This is a genomic window from Microbacterium sp. zg-B185, from assembly GCF_030246885.1.
In the GTDB taxonomy this organism is placed as follows: domain Bacteria; phylum Actinomycetota; class Actinomycetes; order Actinomycetales; family Microbacteriaceae; genus Microbacterium.
Window position 1 is genome coordinate 2,768,572 of the sequence record NZ_CP126739.1, and the last position, 15,052, is coordinate 2,783,623.

Annotated in this window: 15 protein-coding genes; 8 read left to right on the forward strand and 7 right to left on the reverse strand. The window is 69.4% G+C overall.

Annotated features, from left to right (window positions below):
- Positions 1 to 52: 52 nt before the first annotated feature.
- Positions 53 to 796, reverse strand: a complete 744-nt coding sequence (locus QNO12_RS13295; RefSeq protein WP_257503174.1) for a sulfite exporter TauE/SafE family protein — start codon at positions 794 to 796, stop codon at positions 53 to 55.
- An 84-nt stretch (positions 797 to 880) separates the two neighbouring features.
- Here QNO12_RS13295 and QNO12_RS13300 point away from each other — a divergent pair, with 84 nt between their 5' ends.
- From QNO12_RS13300 to QNO12_RS13335, 8 genes are all read left to right on the forward strand, one after another.
- On the forward strand, positions 881 to 1,567 hold the full coding sequence (locus tag QNO12_RS13300) for a FadR/GntR family transcriptional regulator (RefSeq protein WP_257503175.1): 687 nt from the start codon (positions 881 to 883) through the stop codon (positions 1,565 to 1,567).
- Between the two features lie 34 nt (positions 1,568 to 1,601).
- A complete protein-coding gene (locus QNO12_RS13305; protein WP_257503176.1) occupies positions 1,602 to 2,531 on the forward strand; it encodes a transporter substrate-binding domain-containing protein in 930 nt (309 codons plus the stop codon).
- Complete coding sequence (locus tag QNO12_RS13310) at positions 2,528 to 3,490, forward strand: amino acid ABC transporter permease (RefSeq protein ID WP_285178010.1); 963 nt, start codon at positions 2,528 to 2,530, stop codon at positions 3,488 to 3,490. The genes QNO12_RS13305 and QNO12_RS13310 overlap by 4 nt, the downstream gene beginning before the upstream one ends.
- Positions 3,487 to 4,245, forward strand: a complete 759-nt coding sequence (locus QNO12_RS13315; RefSeq protein WP_257501671.1) for an amino acid ABC transporter ATP-binding protein — start codon at positions 3,487 to 3,489, stop codon at positions 4,243 to 4,245. The genes QNO12_RS13310 and QNO12_RS13315 overlap by 4 nt, the downstream gene beginning before the upstream one ends.
- An 11-nt stretch (positions 4,246 to 4,256) precedes the next feature.
- Positions 4,257 to 5,492 (forward strand): M28 family peptidase, encoded by a 1,236-nt coding sequence (locus QNO12_RS13320; protein WP_257501670.1) that lies wholly within the window; start codon positions 4,257 to 4,259, stop codon positions 5,490 to 5,492.
- 137 nt (positions 5,493 to 5,629) lie between these two features.
- The gene (locus tag QNO12_RS13325) at positions 5,630 to 6,784 is read left to right on the forward strand and encodes an AI-2E family transporter (protein WP_257501669.1); all 1,155 of its coding nucleotides are present in this window, start codon (positions 5,630 to 5,632) and stop codon (positions 6,782 to 6,784) included.
- A gap of 79 nt (positions 6,785 to 6,863) precedes the next feature.
- Positions 6,864 to 7,910, forward strand: a complete 1,047-nt coding sequence (locus tag QNO12_RS13330) for an ATP-dependent DNA ligase (RefSeq protein WP_257501668.1) — start codon at positions 6,864 to 6,866, stop codon at positions 7,908 to 7,910.
- 182 nt (positions 7,911 to 8,092) lie between these two features.
- Positions 8,093 to 9,034: an NHL repeat-containing protein gene (locus tag QNO12_RS13335; protein WP_257501667.1), complete on the forward strand. Its 942-nt coding sequence runs from the start codon at positions 8,093 to 8,095 to the stop codon at positions 9,032 to 9,034.
- Between the two features lie 102 nt (positions 9,035 to 9,136).
- On the opposite strand, the gene ligD is transcribed toward QNO12_RS13335, so the two are convergent.
- The 6 genes from ligD to QNO12_RS13365 form a co-directional block, all read right to left on the reverse strand.
- Complete coding sequence (gene ligD / locus QNO12_RS13340; RefSeq protein WP_257501666.1) at positions 9,137 to 10,162, reverse strand: non-homologous end-joining DNA ligase; 1,026 nt, start codon at positions 10,160 to 10,162, stop codon at positions 9,137 to 9,139.
- A 63-nt stretch (positions 10,163 to 10,225) separates the two neighbouring features.
- Positions 10,226 to 10,510 carry a hypothetical protein gene (locus QNO12_RS13345; protein ID WP_257501665.1) on the reverse strand — a complete coding sequence of 95 codons (285 nt, stop codon included), beginning with the start codon at positions 10,508 to 10,510 and terminating at the stop codon, positions 10,226 to 10,228.
- 21 nt (positions 10,511 to 10,531) lie between these two features.
- Positions 10,532 to 11,008 carry an SRPBCC family protein gene (locus QNO12_RS13350; RefSeq protein WP_257501664.1) on the reverse strand — a complete coding sequence of 159 codons (477 nt, stop codon included), beginning with the start codon at positions 11,006 to 11,008 and terminating at the stop codon, positions 10,532 to 10,534.
- The gene (locus QNO12_RS13355; protein ID WP_257501663.1) at positions 11,005 to 11,361 is read right to left on the reverse strand and encodes an ArsR/SmtB family transcription factor; all 357 of its coding nucleotides are present in this window, start codon (positions 11,359 to 11,361) and stop codon (positions 11,005 to 11,007) included. The genes QNO12_RS13350 and QNO12_RS13355 overlap by 4 nt, the downstream gene beginning before the upstream one ends.
- 107 nt (positions 11,362 to 11,468) lie before the next feature.
- Complete coding sequence (locus QNO12_RS13360; RefSeq protein WP_257501662.1) at positions 11,469 to 12,446, reverse strand: SseB family protein; 978 nt, start codon at positions 12,444 to 12,446, stop codon at positions 11,469 to 11,471.
- A 98-nt stretch (positions 12,447 to 12,544) separates the two neighbouring features.
- The gene (locus tag QNO12_RS13365; protein WP_257501685.1) at positions 12,545 to 14,980 is read right to left on the reverse strand and encodes an ATP-dependent helicase; all 2,436 of its coding nucleotides are present in this window, start codon (positions 14,978 to 14,980) and stop codon (positions 12,545 to 12,547) included.
- Positions 14,981 to 15,052: the final 72 nt, after the last annotated feature.

A 15,052-nucleotide genomic window follows, 5' to 3' on the forward strand; every position in this document is an offset into this window, starting at 1 on the left:
ACGGGCGACGGCGAGTGCAGCACGGGCGACGTCGCTGCGCCCGATCGAGCGCTCACCAGACGAGGAAGATCACCGCGACGACGCCGATCACGATGATGAGGACACGCAGCAGCCAGGCCGGCAGGCGGCGGCCGATCGACGCCCCGATCAAGGCGCCGCCGAGCGAGCCGACGGCGATCGTCACCACGGCGACCCACGGCAGGGTGGCGGTGAAGAGGAAGACCACCGTCGCCACACCGCCGGCGAGAGTCTGGAGTACGTTCTTGATCGCGTTGATGCGCTGAATGTGCTCCGTCATGGTCAGCTCCAGGCAGCCGACGATCAGCACGCCCTGCGCCGCCCCGAAGTAGCCGCCGTACACACCCGTCACCGCGGTCAGCGGGAAGCGCAGCCACCCCGGCGCCGGTGCCCGGTCGCGCTCGCCGCTGCGGCGCAGGAGGGGCTGGATGCCGACGAGCAGGCACCCGATCAGGACCAGCACCGGCGCGACGACGGAGAACACGCCGGCCGGCAGCGCGAGGAGCGCGAGCGCCCCGACGACGGCGCCGACCGCGGTCACCGCAGCCAGGGGCATCACCGTGCGTAGCTGCCCGGCGAGTTCGCGGCGGTAGCCGATGACGCCGCCGATGTTCCCGATCGCCAGGCCCACCGTGTTGGTCATGTTGGCGATGACCGGCGGGACGCCCAGCGCCAGAAGCGTGGGGAAGGTGATCAGGGTCCCCGACCCGACGACGGTGTTGATGATGCCTGCACAGGCGGCGGCGATCGCGAGAATGCCGAGTCCCAGAGGGCTCATCACATCCATGCAGGGCTCACTCTCGATTCGGGCGGGCCGAGCAAGTGGTGGGGTGGTCGGACCAATTCTGTTACTGTACATCGCGTGTCAACCAACGGATGGGCCTCGCTCGGCGGGGTGCCGCGCATCGCGACCTCGAGCGCCATCGCCGCACGAATCCTGGAGCTCATCGAGAGCGGCGAGGTCGGCGCGGGCGCTGCCCTGCCGCCCGAGCGCGACCTGGCGACGCAGCTCGGCGTCTCGCGCACGACCGTCCGCGAAGCCATCCACGAGCTGACGCTCAAGGGGGTCGTCCGGAGACGACAGGGGTCGGGCACCGTGCTCCTGAGCGCATCAGACACCGCCGTCTCCCTGCTGCGCGACATGTCCGAATCCGAGCGGGACGCCACGGAGGTCATCGACTTCCGCACGACCTTCGAGCCCCAGATCGCCGGCCTCGCCGCGGGACGCCGGACCGGCAGCGACCTGCTGCTGCTGGCCGGCCACTGCGACTTCGAGGCTGAAGCCGTATCCACGGAGGAGTCCCTCGAGCGCGACCAGCGCTTCCACGAGGCCATCGCCGCGGCAACGCACAACCATCTCATCGTCGCGCTCAGCCGTGCGACGTCGGAATGGGTCAGCGACTTCCGTCGCATCTCCCATGCGAGTCCCACAGGACGCGCTACTTCGCTGACCGGTCACCGCGCCATCCTTGCGGCGATCGACGCCGGCGATTCCGACGAAGCTGCTCGCCGCATGCGCGAGCACGTCACCATCGTCGGCCGTTTCTGACGCGGCCGGCACATCCCCTCCAGAAAGCACCCGAATGAAGTCTCTGCGTCCCCTCCTGGCCGTCGGCATCCTGACCGCGGCGACCGTCGCCCTCACCGCGTGCGGCGGCTCGTCCGACGCCGGCATCGCACCGGCGAGCCCGGCCAACACCGCCGACGTGAACTACCACACCGCCTCCGGCGAGCCCGTCGAGGAGCTGGTCGCGCAGCTTCCTGCGTCCGTCACCGAAGCAGGCAAGCTCGTCATCGCGACGGATGCCACGATCGGCGAACCGTTCGGCTCCTACGCCGAAGACGGCGTCACGATGGTCGGCGTCGCCCCCGAACTGGCGTTCGCCTTCGGCGACGCCCTCGGCCTCGACGTCGAACTGCGTCAGGTCGTGTTCGCGAACCTCATCCCGGGCCTGTCCGCCGAGCGTTACGACTTCTCGGTCGCCCCCATGCTCGACACGGCCGAGCGACAGGAGCAGGTCGACTTCGTCGACTTCCTGCGCGGCGGTTCGCAGTTCATCGTCGCCCGCGACAACGCCGATGCCCCGCAGGATCTGACGCCCGATACCGCCTGCGGCCTCGCGATCGGTGTCGCGGCGGGCTCGGTCGAGGAGATCACGCTCACCGAGCAGAACGCCCAGTGCGCCGACCCCATCGAGATCATGGCGTTCAAGACCAACAACGAGGGCGTCCTCGCGCTGACGAGCGGCCGGATCGCTGCCTACGGCACCGCGGCCGCCCAGGCCGGCTACATCGCCCAGACGGACGACCAGCGCCTGACGCTGAGCGGCGCGCCGTTCCGCGGAGGCCTGTCGGGCATGGCGTTCCCCAAGGACAGCGATCTGCTCCCGGTGGTCCAGGCGGCGTTCCAGTCCTTCATCGATGCCAGCACGTACCAGGAGATCCTCGCCGGCTACGGCCTGGAGCAGCTCGCCGTCCCGATGGCCGGGACGAACAACGAGGCCATGGAATGACACACCTCGACGCGCGGGCGGCCCAGCCGCCCGCGCTCGACGGCGTCACCGACTACCGCATCATCGGCCGCCCTCGGCCACTGATGTGGGTCGCGACCGCCGTCGTCATCGCCCTCGCGGCCATGGTCCTCCACTCGATCGTGACGAACCCCCGGTTCGAATGGGACGTCGTCGCAACCTACTTCTTCTCCACCTCCGTGCTGAACGGATTGTGGAAGACGATCGAGCTCACCGTCGTCTCCATGGTCATCGGCATCGTCATCGGCCTGGTGATCGCGCTGATGCGCATCTCGAGCAGCCGCGTCCTGAACGCGGTTGCGGGAGTCTACGTCTGGTTCTTCCGCGGCACGCCTCTCCTGGTGCAGCTGGTCCTCCTCTACAACATCTCGGCGCTCTACCCGTCGATCTCGATCGGCATCCCCTTCGGACCGACGTTCTTCGAAGGCAGCGTCAACCAGATCGTCACCCCGTACGTCGTCGCCGTCGCCGCGCTGGCGCTGAACGAGGCGGCCTACATGGCGGAGATCATCCGCGGCGGCCTGCTCTCCGTCGACCACGGCCAGCTCGAAGCATCTCGCGCCCTGGGCATGAGCGGCTCTCGGGCGATGCGCCGCATCGTGCTCCCGCAGGCCATGCGCTTCATCATCCCGCCCACCGGCAACGAAGTGCTCTCCCTGCTGAAGTCGACCTCGCTCGTGTCGGTGATCGCTCTGCCCGAGCTCCTCTACTCCGTGCAGGTCGTCTACAGCCGCACGTTCGAGACCATCCCGCTGTTGATGGTCGCGACCATCTGGTACCTGATCGTCACCTCGATCCTGATGGTCGGCCAGCAGCTCCTGGAGCGCTTCTACGCGCGCGGCAGCAGCCGCGCATCCGGCGCCGGTTCGCTGCAGCGGCTCACCGGCATCCGGTTCCGCCGTCGTGCGACGTCGGCAACCCAGACGGGAGAACAGCGATGAGCTTTCTCAGCGTGCGCGACGTGCGCAAGAGCTTCGGCGGCCTCGAGGTGCTCAAGGGCGTCTCGCTCGAGATGGACCGTGGGCAGGTCGTCTGCGTGATCGGTCCCAGCGGATCGGGCAAGAGCACGTTCCTGCGCTGCATCAATCGCCTCGAGACGATCGACGAAGGTCTCATCGCCATCGACGGGGACCCCATCGGCTCCGTCGTGCGCGGCGGTCGCCTGCACGAGGCGCCCGAGCGCGTCGTGCGCGCTCAGCGCGAGCAGATCGGCATGGTGTTCCAGTCGTTCAACCTGTTCCCGCACATGAGCGTCCTGGAGAACATCATCGAGGCGCCCATCGGCGTGCGGAAGGAGAAGCGCTCCGCAGCCGTCAGCCACGCCCGCGCGCTGCTCGAGCGCGTCGGCCTCGCGGAGAAGCGCGACGCCTATCCCAAGCAGCTGTCCGGAGGCCAGCAGCAGCGCGTGGCGATCGCGCGCGCCCTGGCGATGCGCCCCAAGCTCCTCCTGTTCGATGAGCCCACGAGCGCGCTGGACCCCGAGATGGTCGGCGAGGTGCTGGGTGTGATGCGTGCCCTCGCCACCGACGAGACGACGATGATCGTCGTCACCCACGAGATGGGCTTCGCGCGCGAGGTCGGCGATCACCTGGTCTTCATGGACAGCGGCGTGGTCGTCGAAGAAGGCGATCCGAAGCAGATCATGGCAGCGCCGCAGCACCCGCGGACGAAGGCCTTCCTCGACAGCGTCCTGTGACAGGAGAGAACATGACCGACATCCGCGACATCATCGGAGACATCTGGCTGAGCCGGGATCTCCCCGCCGACCTCGCCGCCATCTGCGACACGGGTGGCCGGGTGGCCGGCACCGCGAGCGAGGCCGCGGCGCAGCAGTACCTGGAGAGCCGCGCGCGCGAGCTGGGCGGCGAGTACGCCGAGCAGACCTTCACGGTGTCGGGTCTGCGCAGCGAGGGCCACACGGTGCGCGTGAGCGCGACCGGGCGGGAGTTGGAGAGCTACCCGCTGCTGAACTGCGCGCCGGTCGATGCCACCGTCCCCGTCATCGACCTCGGCCGCGGAACACCGGCCGACTTCGAAGGTGCACGCGAGCTCATCCCCGGTCACGCGGTGCTCGTGCGTCACGAGTTCCCCTTCTCGACCAACCACGTGCACCGCAGCGTGAAGCTCGCGCTGGCTCGCGAGTACGGGGCGACGGCGTTCCTCATCGGCAACAACCAGCCCGGCGCGGGCGCGGTGAGCGGGTCCGGCGGCACGGGCGAGTCCGGCGAGATCCCCGCGTTCGGCCTCAGCCGCGACGCGACCCTGGAGCTTTCCACCTCGCTGGCGTTCGGTCCGGTCGAGGTGCACCTGGTCAACCACGCGGTCGCCGGAGAGTGGACCGGGCGGAACATCTTCGTGCGCTTCCCCGGCCGCACGGACGAGGTCGTGGTGCTCAGCGCGCACATCGACGGCCACGGACTGGCCGAAAGCGCGATGGACAACGGCGCCGGGCTGGCGACCGTCCTGGAGGTCGCGCGCCGACTGGGCCCGCGAGCTGCCGACAGCGAGCGCGGGCTGCTGCTGGCGCTGTTCACCTTCGAGGAGTGGGCCCTGACGGGCTCCGCCGAGTACGTCGCATCGCTGAACGAGGCCGGTCGGCGCCGGATCCGCTGCAACGTGAACGTCGACACCCCCGTCGGCTTCCCGCGCCTGTTCGGGCTGACCGCCGGCGATCCGCTGATCCTCGGCCTGCTGCGCCGCGCCAGCCAGATCGGCGGCACCCCCGTGCACCCGGTGTACGCCCATACGACCAACTCCGACCACGCGAACTTCCTCGCCGCGGGCATCCCCGCCGTCCGCCTCATCGGCGGCTACAACGACGAGTCCGCCGACAGCCGGCTGCTGCTCACCGCGGCAGACACGCGCCACCGGGTCGAGCCGCTGGACCTCAAGCACGGGGCCATCGTGACGGCGCTGGTGACCCTGACGGCGATGCAGGACTGACCTGCACCCGCGCGTCGTGTCGCACGCCGGCGCGCGGGTGCGGGAACGCGACACCGCGCCTGACCGCCGCCGATCGCACACCGCACGCGCCGGCGCAAGACCCCCGAACCGCGCGGGCGCGGGGTTAACCTCGAATCATGGGACTGTTCCGGAACGACCCCACGACCGTCCGCTTCGAGTCGCGCGACGTCGAGCTGAAGGCGACCAGAGCACCGTGGAGCCTGTGGGCGGACGGGTTCGGCAAGCTCGGCATCCGGGCGATCCAGATCATCGTCGTGGTCGCGGTGGCCGGCGGGATCGTCTTCGCGATCGGTCAGCTCACGCTCGTGACCATCCCGCTCGTCATCGCCCTGATCCTCGCGTGCGCGTTCAACCCGGTGATGCACTGGATGCGGCAGCGCGGCGTCCCCTCCGTGCTGGCCACCGTCATCACGATGCTCGCGATCGTCGTCATCCTCGGCCTGCTGAGCTGGCTCATCGTCTGGGCCGTGCGCGATCAGTGGGACGAACTGTACGCGCAGGCCGAGGACGGCTTCCAGAAGCTGGTCTCCTGGGTGCAGACCCTCCCCTTCGATTTCGTGCAGCCGGACCAGATCGACGAGTGGGTCAACGCCCTCACCGATTTCGTCACCAGCGCGCAGTTCGGGTCGGGCGCCCTGGCGGGCGTCGGCGCCGTCGCGAACTTCGTCACCGGGTTCGTCCTGCTCGTGACGATCCTGTTCTTCTTCCTCAAGGACGGCCCGCAGATGTGGGAGTTCCTGCTGCGGCCGTTCCGCGGCGAGAACTACCTGCGCGCACGCCGGATCGGCGACAAGACCGTGGGCGTGCTGGGCTCCTATGTGCGCGGCACCGCGACCGTCGCCGCCGTGGACGCCATCGGCATCCTGATCGGTCTGCTGGTCCTGCAGGTGCCGCTGGCCATCCCGCTGGCCGTCCTGGTCTTCCTGCTCGCATTCATCCCGATCGTCGGCGCGACGGTGGCCGGCATCCTCGCCGCCCTGGTGGCACTCGTGTCGAACGGGTGGGTCAACGCGCTGTTCGTCCTCGGCGTCGTGGTGCTCGTCAACCAGCTCGAGGGCAACTTCCTGCAGCCGGTGCTGATGGGCCGGTCCATGAAGCTGCACGCGTTCGTCATCCTGGTCGCGTTGACCGTGGGCACGGTGCTCGGTGGGATCGTGGGGGCCGTGCTGGCCGTTCCGATCGCCGCCGCCGTCTGGGGCGTCATCCAGGTGTGGGACGGACCGGATCTTCCGGCGCGCTGGGCCCGCCCGAAGCATTCGATCGAGGCGTAGCCGCCTCCTGCCGGCCGGATCGACGCCGCGCGGCGACAGGTTCCTCGACCGCGTCCGGCGCGAGGGCCAGGATGGACCCATGCCGTACGAGATTCCCGCGCCGATGCTCGCCAAATCCGTCCCGGAGGTTCCTGATCAGGACACTGTTGCGGGCGGCCTGAGCTACGAGCCGAAGTGGGACGGCTTCCGCGGGTTGGTCTCCTGGGACGGGGAGACCGTGGAGATCGGCTCCCGCGGCGCCAAGCCCCTGACCCGGTACTTTCCGGAACTGGTGGAGGCGTTCGCTCGCCTGCTTCCCGAGCCCTGCCTGATCGACGGCGAGGTGGTGGTGCCGAAGGGACCGGCCGGTGCCCAGCGGCTGGACTGGGAGTCGCTGACCCAGCGCATCCACCCCGCGGCATCCCGCGTCCAGATGCTCGCCGAGACCACACCGGCGATGTTCATCGCGTTCGATCTGCTGGCACGGGGAGACCGCGACCTGCAGTCCGCCCCGTTCCAGACCCGCCGCGCGGAGCTGGTGGAGCTTCTGACGGGTTTGCCGCACCCGATCCATGTGACGCGCACGACAACGGATGCCGCGACCGCCCGTCGCTGGCTCAGCGAGTTCGAGGGCGCCGGGCTCGACGGCGTGGTCGCGAAGCCGCTCGCCCAGCCGTACGCGCCCAACAAGCGGACGATGTTCAAGATCAAGCACGCGCGGAGCGCGGATGTCGTCGCGCTGGGGTACCGCGTCCACAAGTCCGGAGAGGGCGTCGGATCGCTGCTGGTCGGGCTGTACACGGACGAAGGGCAGCTGCACAACGTCGGCGCGGTCTCGGCCTGGAGCAACCAGCGCCGGCTCGAGCTGATCGACGAACTGGCGCCGCTGGTGGAGACGGATGCGGACGGCGAGGCGCTCACCGGCGAAGGCGAGAAGTCACGGTTCTCGGCCGCCGGCCGCGATTCGTCCTTCGTCCGGCTGCGGCCGGAGCGGGTGCTGGAGGTGCGCTACGACCAGCTGGAGGGGCGGCGCTTCCGGCACACCGTGCAGTTCGACCGGTGGCGTCCTGACCGTGACCCGCGCTCATGCACGTTCGAGCAGCTGGAGTCGGTATCGGCGTACGACGTGGGGGCCGTCCTGGAGTGACCGGGCCGTCCGCCGGGCACCGCTTGTGATGCGGCATCCGTGGACGTACCGTAGGCGCCAACGCCGCTGTGATGTCTGAGGAGACGCTCGCCAGGACCCGCGGGCACCGCCGCCGATGGGGTGTCAGGAGGTGAGTGTCGGTGCTGACCGCACGGCGAACCCCACCCTGCCGCGGCTGCACCGTGTCCCCCGCCGGGCGGCGGTGGCTGCGCGCGCTGCTGGCGCCGATCGCGGTCCTGTCGGCGTTCGCCTCGGCGGCCTGCACCGGTGCGCTCCCGGACGAGTCCCCGCCCAGCTCGCAGTCGCCGTCGTCCGCGATCCTGGAGGTGTTCGACGTGGGTGGCCCCGGCGGGGAGATGTCGGAGACGGACGATCATCTGTGGGTCGAAGTCGGCTCCCCCGTGGGCGGCATCGTCCGTGTCGAGAAGTCCAGCGGCGAGGCGACCCCGATCGTGCCGGACGGCTCGGCGGTGGAGGCCGGCGCCGAGGGGCTCTGGGTGTCGTGCTGCGGCCGGCTGGCGAAGATCGACCCGCTCTCGGGCGCTGAGCTGCTGCGCGTCCCCCGCGCCGGCACCCTCGCGCTCGGCGAGGGATTCGCCTGGCTGTACGGCCTGGACGGCACGCTGGTGAAGGTGGACTCCACAACCGGTGAGCTCCAGCAGGCCGCCGCGATCGACCCCGAGCTGTGCGCCGATCCGAAGGACCTGCTGATCGACTTCGGGTTCGCGTGGCTGGCCTGCAGCCACGGGGTGGTCGTGCGCATGGACCTGGCCGCCGGCACCTCCAGCGTGCTCCCGACAGCCGGAGGGACGCATACGTTCGCGGCGACCGACGAGGACGTGTGGGTCACCAACGAGCAGGCCGGCAGCGTGATGCGCATCGACCCGGATTCGGCCGAGGTCACCGAGATCCCGGGCGTCGGCACCGGGGTCGGCATCACCGCAGGCGGGGGCTTCGTCTGGGCGTCGGACGCGGACGGCATCGCGAAGATCGATCCGGAGACCAACAAGGTGATCGACCACATCGATCTGGGCACCGACCAGTTCTTCGAGCTGGTCTGGGACGACGGGGTGATCTGGACGGCCACCACGACGGCGCGGGTCCTGAAGGTCGACGCGCGCTGATCCCAGCGGCACCGGAATCGGACACTCGCACCGGAGTCGGATAGACGCCACCGCGGCATCCGAATCCGGCGCCGGACCCCGATACCGCACGACCGACGTGCGTCAGGCCTCGGGCTTCTTGGCCCGGCTGGGCTGCACCCGCGGGGGCTCGCCGGGCATCTTCGGAAAGTCGGGCGGGAACGCCAGTTCGCCCAGGCCCGCGTCGAGGTCGCGCTGCCACCACTCCAGCAGCGTGTCGATGCGTCCCGGGCGCTCGAGCAGGCCCGCCCAGGGATCGCCGACGGTCGCCAGCCGCTCGGGCACGCTGCGGATCGTGAACGCGGCAGGGTCCACGTCGTCCAATTCGTCCCACGTCACCGGGGTCGCCACGGTCGCGGTGGGCAGCGCGCGCGGACTGTAGGCGCCCGCCATGGTGCGGTCCCGGTTGGCCTGGTTGAAGTCGACGAAGATCCGCTCGCCGCGCTCCTCCTTCCACCAGTTGGTGGTGACCTTCTCGGGCATGCGTCGCTCCAGCTCGCGGGCGGCGGCGATCACCGCATGACGCACGTCCAGGAACTCGTGCGTGGGCTCGATCGGGCAGAACACGTGGATGCCGCGGTTGCCGCTGGTCTTGACCCACGCCTCCAGCCCGGCCTCGCGCAGCACCTCGCGCAGCGCGTGCGCGGCGGGCACGGCATCCGAGAAGTCCGTCCCCGGCTGCGGATCCAGGTCGATGCGCAGCTCGACCGGGTTATCGGTATCCCCGGCCAGCGACGCCCAGGGGTGGAACACGATGGTGTTCATCTGGACGGCCCACACGATGGCGGCGGCTTCGGTCAGAACGAGCTGCGGATGCTGTCGCCCGCTGTTGTAGGTCACCATCACGGACTGCACGAAATCCGGGGCGCCCTTGGGCGGGTTCTTCGAGAAGAACGACTCCCCCTCGATCGAGTCCGGATAGCGCTCGAGCGAGACCGGCCGGTTCCCGTTCGCGGACAGGAACGGCTGCGCGACGGCGATCACGTACTCGGCGAGTTCGTGCTTGGTGATGCCGGCCTGCGGCCAGAGCAGCCGGTTGGGGCTGGAAAGCCCCACCTCGCGATCCCCGTCCGGTCCCGGCACCGTCAGAACAATTCTCTCCGTGGCCATACCCCGACCCTAGGGGGCGGTCCGCTCCGGCGCGACGGCGCCGGGCGAGCGGTCCGGCGTGCGTCAAACCGCGGGGCAGAACTGCGGCAGGCCGGGTCCGACCTGCCCCGTCGCGGCGATATCTCCCCGGGTTTTGACCGGGCTCCGCCGAACGCCCGCGCGGTCGCTCCAGTAGCCCGCGCTTTCGCCGGTGAGGTGGAACGGCGGCAGCGCGCCGGCGTTGATCATCTCGACCTCACCCGCCGCGTACCAGTCGAACAGCGCACCCGGATCGTTGTCCTCGTTCGCGACGAACCCGTCCAGTGACATCGTCGCCGATGTGACGACCTTCGCCGAGCTGCGCGCCACCCCGGCCGCTCCCCGGCCCGCTCATCGGTCCGCGACAAGCAGCTCGTCGAGTCGCTCGTAGCCTTCGCGCACGCCGACTTCCATGCCCTGCTTCATCATCATCTCGAGCGCCTCGACGCTGCCGAACACGCTGTGGTCGACGATGCGCGACCGACCGCCGGGCAGGTCCTCGAAGCGGAGCACATCGATGCTCACCTCGTCCGGTGCGCCCTCGTACTCGAACGTCTGGATGATCAGCTCGTTCTCACGCACCGTGTGGAACACGCCGCGGAACCCGAAGGTGCCTTCCTCGCCGCGCTGCTGGAATCGGTAGCCGCCACCGGTGCGGAAGTCCCATTCCGTGATGTCCGTCTGGTAACCGCGCGGCCCGACCCAGTTCTTGTAGAGCTCCTGGTCGGCGTGCGCGCGGAACACGGCCGCCACCGGAGCCTCGAACTCGCGGGTGATGTCGGCGTACGACTGACCGGGAGTCGCATCGATGATGACGGGATTGCTCATGATTCCTTCTCCTTGTTCGTGTGGGTGGTGTCGCTAGCGGATGCCGCCAGAACCGCGTCCAGACGCCGGTAGGCGGTCTCGGCCTCCAGCCGGTACCGGTCGATCCAGGAGGTCAGCCGCGCGAGGGCTGCGGCATCCAGATGCACCGGACGACGCTGCGCCTCCCGCGTCCGCCAGACAAGTCCGGCGTCCTCGAGGACGCTGATGTGCTTCGAGACCGCCTGGGGCGTGATCGCGAAGGGCTCGGCCAACTCGCCGAGCGTCGCCGGCCCGCGACTCAGTCGCGCCACGATCGAGCGGCGCACGGGGTCGGAGAGGGCGGCGAACGCCCTGTCGAGCGAAGCATCCGGCATTGTATTCAACTGTTCTCTTGATCAACCGATTGGTTGAGTACCATACCGCCGGGCACGACGGACGTCAAGGGTGCGGCACGGCCGCAGAAATCGATGCGTGCCGGCGGTCAGGCCGGCAGATCGAGGATCGGCGCGAGCTGGGCGCGCGACAGACGCATCCACGGTCCGCCCGGGTCAACGATCACACCCGCCAGATCCTCGTCGGCCCGCAGGGCGGCCGCCAGTTGAGCGGCCGTCATCGGCGCAGCCCGGTCGCCGCGCTGCCGCGATGCGACCTCGAGGGGATGCGAGTACAACTCGACCAGCCGGTCGCCGTCCACGGTGCGCGCTTCCGCGACACCGACCGGCCCGCCGGCGGACTGGTTCACCGCGACCCAGAACTTCGCGCGCGTCAGGGCGTCCACGAGCGCCGACGCGGTCGCGGAGGTGCGCTCGCCGGCGAGCAGCGTCTTGAGCTCGAACGTCGGATCGCCCTGCTCGACGAGCTTCTCGAGCAGTTCCCTCGGAATCACCGCGCGTGCCGGCGCGGATGCGTGGTCCACGACGATTCCGGCGTAGGTGCCGCCGAGCACGTAGCGGATGACCGAGCGCACCGGCTGGCCCATCGCGGACGTGCCCAGTTCGCTGTCGGCCTGAATGCTCGCGCGCAGGGCGGTCCCGCTGCTGTACACGAGCACGAACTGCTTGCCGTTGAGGGTCACCACCGCCACCGGCAGGTCCTTTCCGGCCGCCAGCAGCTCGCGGGCATCGCCCTTGACCCGCAGGAAGAGGTGCCCCTGCAGCAGCTGCCGGGCGACGTCGAGGATCTCCGAGACCGACGGCGACTCCGGCAGCCCGGCGAGCGCTTCGCGCAGCACCACGTTGTCCTTGATGCCGGGAACCGACTCCGCCGCGGGAGCTGTCCCCGCGGAGGGTGCGGTTGCGGGCGTCGCGCCCATCCCTCGGTACGAGGAGACCGAGATGCCGACGGATGCCGCGGCATCCGTCCCCGCATCGTCCGACGGCTGCTGGGCCGCCGTGTCGCCGGCCACCGCCGCGTCGCCGTCGCTGCCGTCTGAGTTCGTCCGCTTTGAGAACAGAGCCATGTGTGGAGCGTAGCCGCACCGACGGCGCGGACGCGGCAATCGCCGACGGTACGCGCGGGGAATGCCCTCCGCGAGCCTCGTGCGGTCGCCGGACTCGGCTACTGGATCTTCTCGATGGGTGCGATCTTGATCAGCAGCTTCTTCGGGCCGGCGGTATCGAAGCGCACGTGCGCGACGCGCTTGGCGCCCTCACCTGTCACGGCATCCACGCGTCCTTCGCCGAAGTCGTCGTGCTTGATGCGGTCGCCCGAGGCGAGCTGCATGTCTCCGTTGTCGCGCACCTTGGCCGGGATGCGGTTGGCGAAGCGCTCGATCGAGGTCGACTTGGGCACGAGATCGTCGCCGTAGCGCTTTCCCGTGCTGCTGGAGCCACCGGGGCGCCGCGCATTCAGGGCGCGTGACTGCATGCCGCCCCGCGAGTTCACATCGCCGGGCGACTGGCGCCAGTCGATCAGCTCGGTGGGGATCTCCTGCAGGAACCGGCTCGGCATCGCCACCGAGATCTCGCCGAACTGCGCCCGCGTCATGGCCAGGGAGAGGTAGAGGCGCTTGCGGGCACGGGTGATGCCGACGTAGAAGAGCCGACGCTCCTCCTGCGGTCCACCCGGCTCGCCCGCCGAGATGCGGTGCGGGATGAGGTCCTCTTCGACGCCGGTCACGAACACGGCGTCGTACTCGAGCCCCTTCGCGGTGTGCATCGTCATGAGCGACACCGAGCCCGAGGCATCCTCGAGGTCGTCCGCATCAGAGACGAGCTGCACCTCCGCGAGGAAGTCGATCACCGTCCCCTCGGGGTTGTTGCGCGCGAATTCGCGCGCAACGGCCACCAGCTCGTCGAGGTTCTCGACCCGCGCCTCGTCCTGCGGGTCCCGGCTCGCGCGCAGGGCATCGGTGTATCCGGTCTTGGCCAGCAGCAGCTGCAGTCCATCGGCGACCGCCGTGGGTGGCGCGAGCTCACCGGATGCGGGGAGCATCAGGGCCGTCGCCTCGGCCAACACGGCGTCCAGGTGTGCGATCGCGGCCTGGATCTTGGGACCGACGCCCAGTGCCGACGAGTTCGCCAGGGCATCGCGGAAGGTGATCTGCTCGTTCGCGGCGTACCGCGAGATCGCCTCCACCGTCACATCGCCGATCCCCCGCCGTGGGCGGTTGATGATGCGACGCAGCGCCATCTCGTCGGCCGGGTTGGAGACCGCGACCAGATAGGCCAGCGCGTCCTTGATCTCGGCGCGCTCGTAGAACTTGGTGCCGCCCATGATCTTGTACGGCACGGCGGAGCGGATGAAGATCTCCTCCAGCGCCCGGCTCTGCGAGTTCGTCCGGTAGAACACGGCGATCTGCGAGTAGTCGATGCCGCCGCGGCGGAGTGCCTCGATCTCGTCGGCGACGAACTGCGCCTCGTCGTGCTGCGAGTAGCCGGTGAAGCCGACGATCTTCTCGCCGGCTCCGACGTCGGTCCACAGCTTCTTGTCCTTGCGGTCGAAGTTGTTGCCGATGACCGCGTTCGCAGCGGTCAGGATGTTCTGCGTGGACCGGTAGTTCTGCTCGAGCAGCACGACCTTGGCACCCGGGTAGTCGCGCTCGAATTCGCTGATGTTGCGGATGTCCGCGCCGCGGAACGCGTAGATGGACTGGTCGGAGTCGCCCACGACGGTGAGGGATGCCGGTGCCCGGTCGGGGTCCTGCGCCGGGTCCGGTTCGAAGATCATCATGCCGCCGGCGGCGGCGACGGGCGGCGCGTCGGAGCCGATCGGGCGGGTCAGCTCGTGGATCAGCGCGTACTGCGCGTGGTTGGTGTCCTGGTACTCGTCGACGAGGATGTGCCGGAAGCGGCGCCGGTAGGTGTCCGCGACGTGCGGGAAGGCCCGGAACAGATACACCGTCTGGCCGATCAGATCGTCGAAGTCGAACGCGTTGGCACGCTGCAGCGCGCGCTGATAGTCGGAGAAGACGTCGACGAACTTGCGTTCGGCCGGATCGCTCATGTTCGCCGAGCGCGCGTAGGACTCGGCATCCGACAGCTCGTTCTTGAGCTTGGAGATGCGACTCTGCGTGCCGGCGGGGGTCAGTCCGAAAGCATCCGCTTCGTGTTCCTTGACGAGCCGTTTGATCAGAGCCCGCGAATCGCCGGAGTCGTAGATGGTGAACGATTTGGTGAACCCGAACTGTTCGGCTTCACGACGAAGGATCCGCACGCAGGCGGAGTGGAACGTGGAGATCCACATCCCCTGGGCGCGGTCGCCGACCAGCTGAGCGACGCGCTCCCGCATCTCGCCCGCGGCCTTGTTCGTGAAGGTGATCGCGAGGATCTGGCTCGGCCATGCCTCTTTGGTGCGCAGCAGGCTCGCGACCCGGCGCGTGAGCACACTGGTCTTGCCCGAGCCGGCACCGGCGATAATCAGCAGAGCGGGACCGCGGTAGATGACCGCTTCGCGCTGCGGCGCGTTCAAACCGACCAGCAGGTCCTCGTCGGGACGGGCACCGGCCTGAGCAGCGCCCGCCTGCGGGCCGCGTTCGCCGCCGACGATGATCATGGGAGCGGATGCCGCGCCGGGCGCGGTGGAGGTGGCGTCGGTCATGTCCCACCAAGTCTAGTTCGCCGAGGC

Coding starts and splice junctions, on each gene's coding strand:
- QNO12_RS13295 (WP_257503174.1), bottom strand. CDS start 796: ATGAGCCCTCTGGGACTCGGCATTCTCGCGATCGCCGCCGCCTGTGCA.
- QNO12_RS13305 (WP_257503176.1), top strand. CDS start 1,602: ATGAAGTCTCTGCGTCCCCTCCTGGCCGTCGGCATCCTGACCGCGGCG.
- QNO12_RS13310 (WP_285178010.1), top strand. CDS start 2,528: ATGACACACCTCGACGCGCGGGCGGCCCAGCCGCCCGCGCTCGACGGC.
- QNO12_RS13315 (WP_257501671.1), top strand. CDS start 3,487: ATGAGCTTTCTCAGCGTGCGCGACGTGCGCAAGAGCTTCGGCGGCCTC.
- QNO12_RS13320 (WP_257501670.1), top strand. CDS start 4,257: ATGACCGACATCCGCGACATCATCGGAGACATCTGGCTGAGCCGGGAT.
- QNO12_RS13325 (WP_257501669.1), top strand. CDS start 5,630: ATGGGACTGTTCCGGAACGACCCCACGACCGTCCGCTTCGAGTCGCGC.
- QNO12_RS13330 (WP_257501668.1), top strand. CDS start 6,864: ATGCCGTACGAGATTCCCGCGCCGATGCTCGCCAAATCCGTCCCGGAG.
- ligD (WP_257501666.1), bottom strand. CDS start 10,162: ATGGCCACGGAGAGAATTGTTCTGACGGTGCCGGGACCGGACGGGGAT.
- QNO12_RS13350 (WP_257501664.1), bottom strand. CDS start 11,008: ATGAGCAATCCCGTCATCATCGATGCGACTCCCGGTCAGTCGTACGCC.
- QNO12_RS13355 (WP_257501663.1), bottom strand. CDS start 11,361: ATGCCGGATGCTTCGCTCGACAGGGCGTTCGCCGCCCTCTCCGACCCC.
- QNO12_RS13360 (WP_257501662.1), bottom strand. CDS start 12,446: ATGGCTCTGTTCTCAAAGCGGACGAACTCAGACGGCAGCGACGGCGAC.
- QNO12_RS13365 (WP_257501685.1), bottom strand. CDS start 14,980: ATGATCATCGTCGGCGGCGAACGCGGCCCGCAGGCGGGCGCTGCTCAG.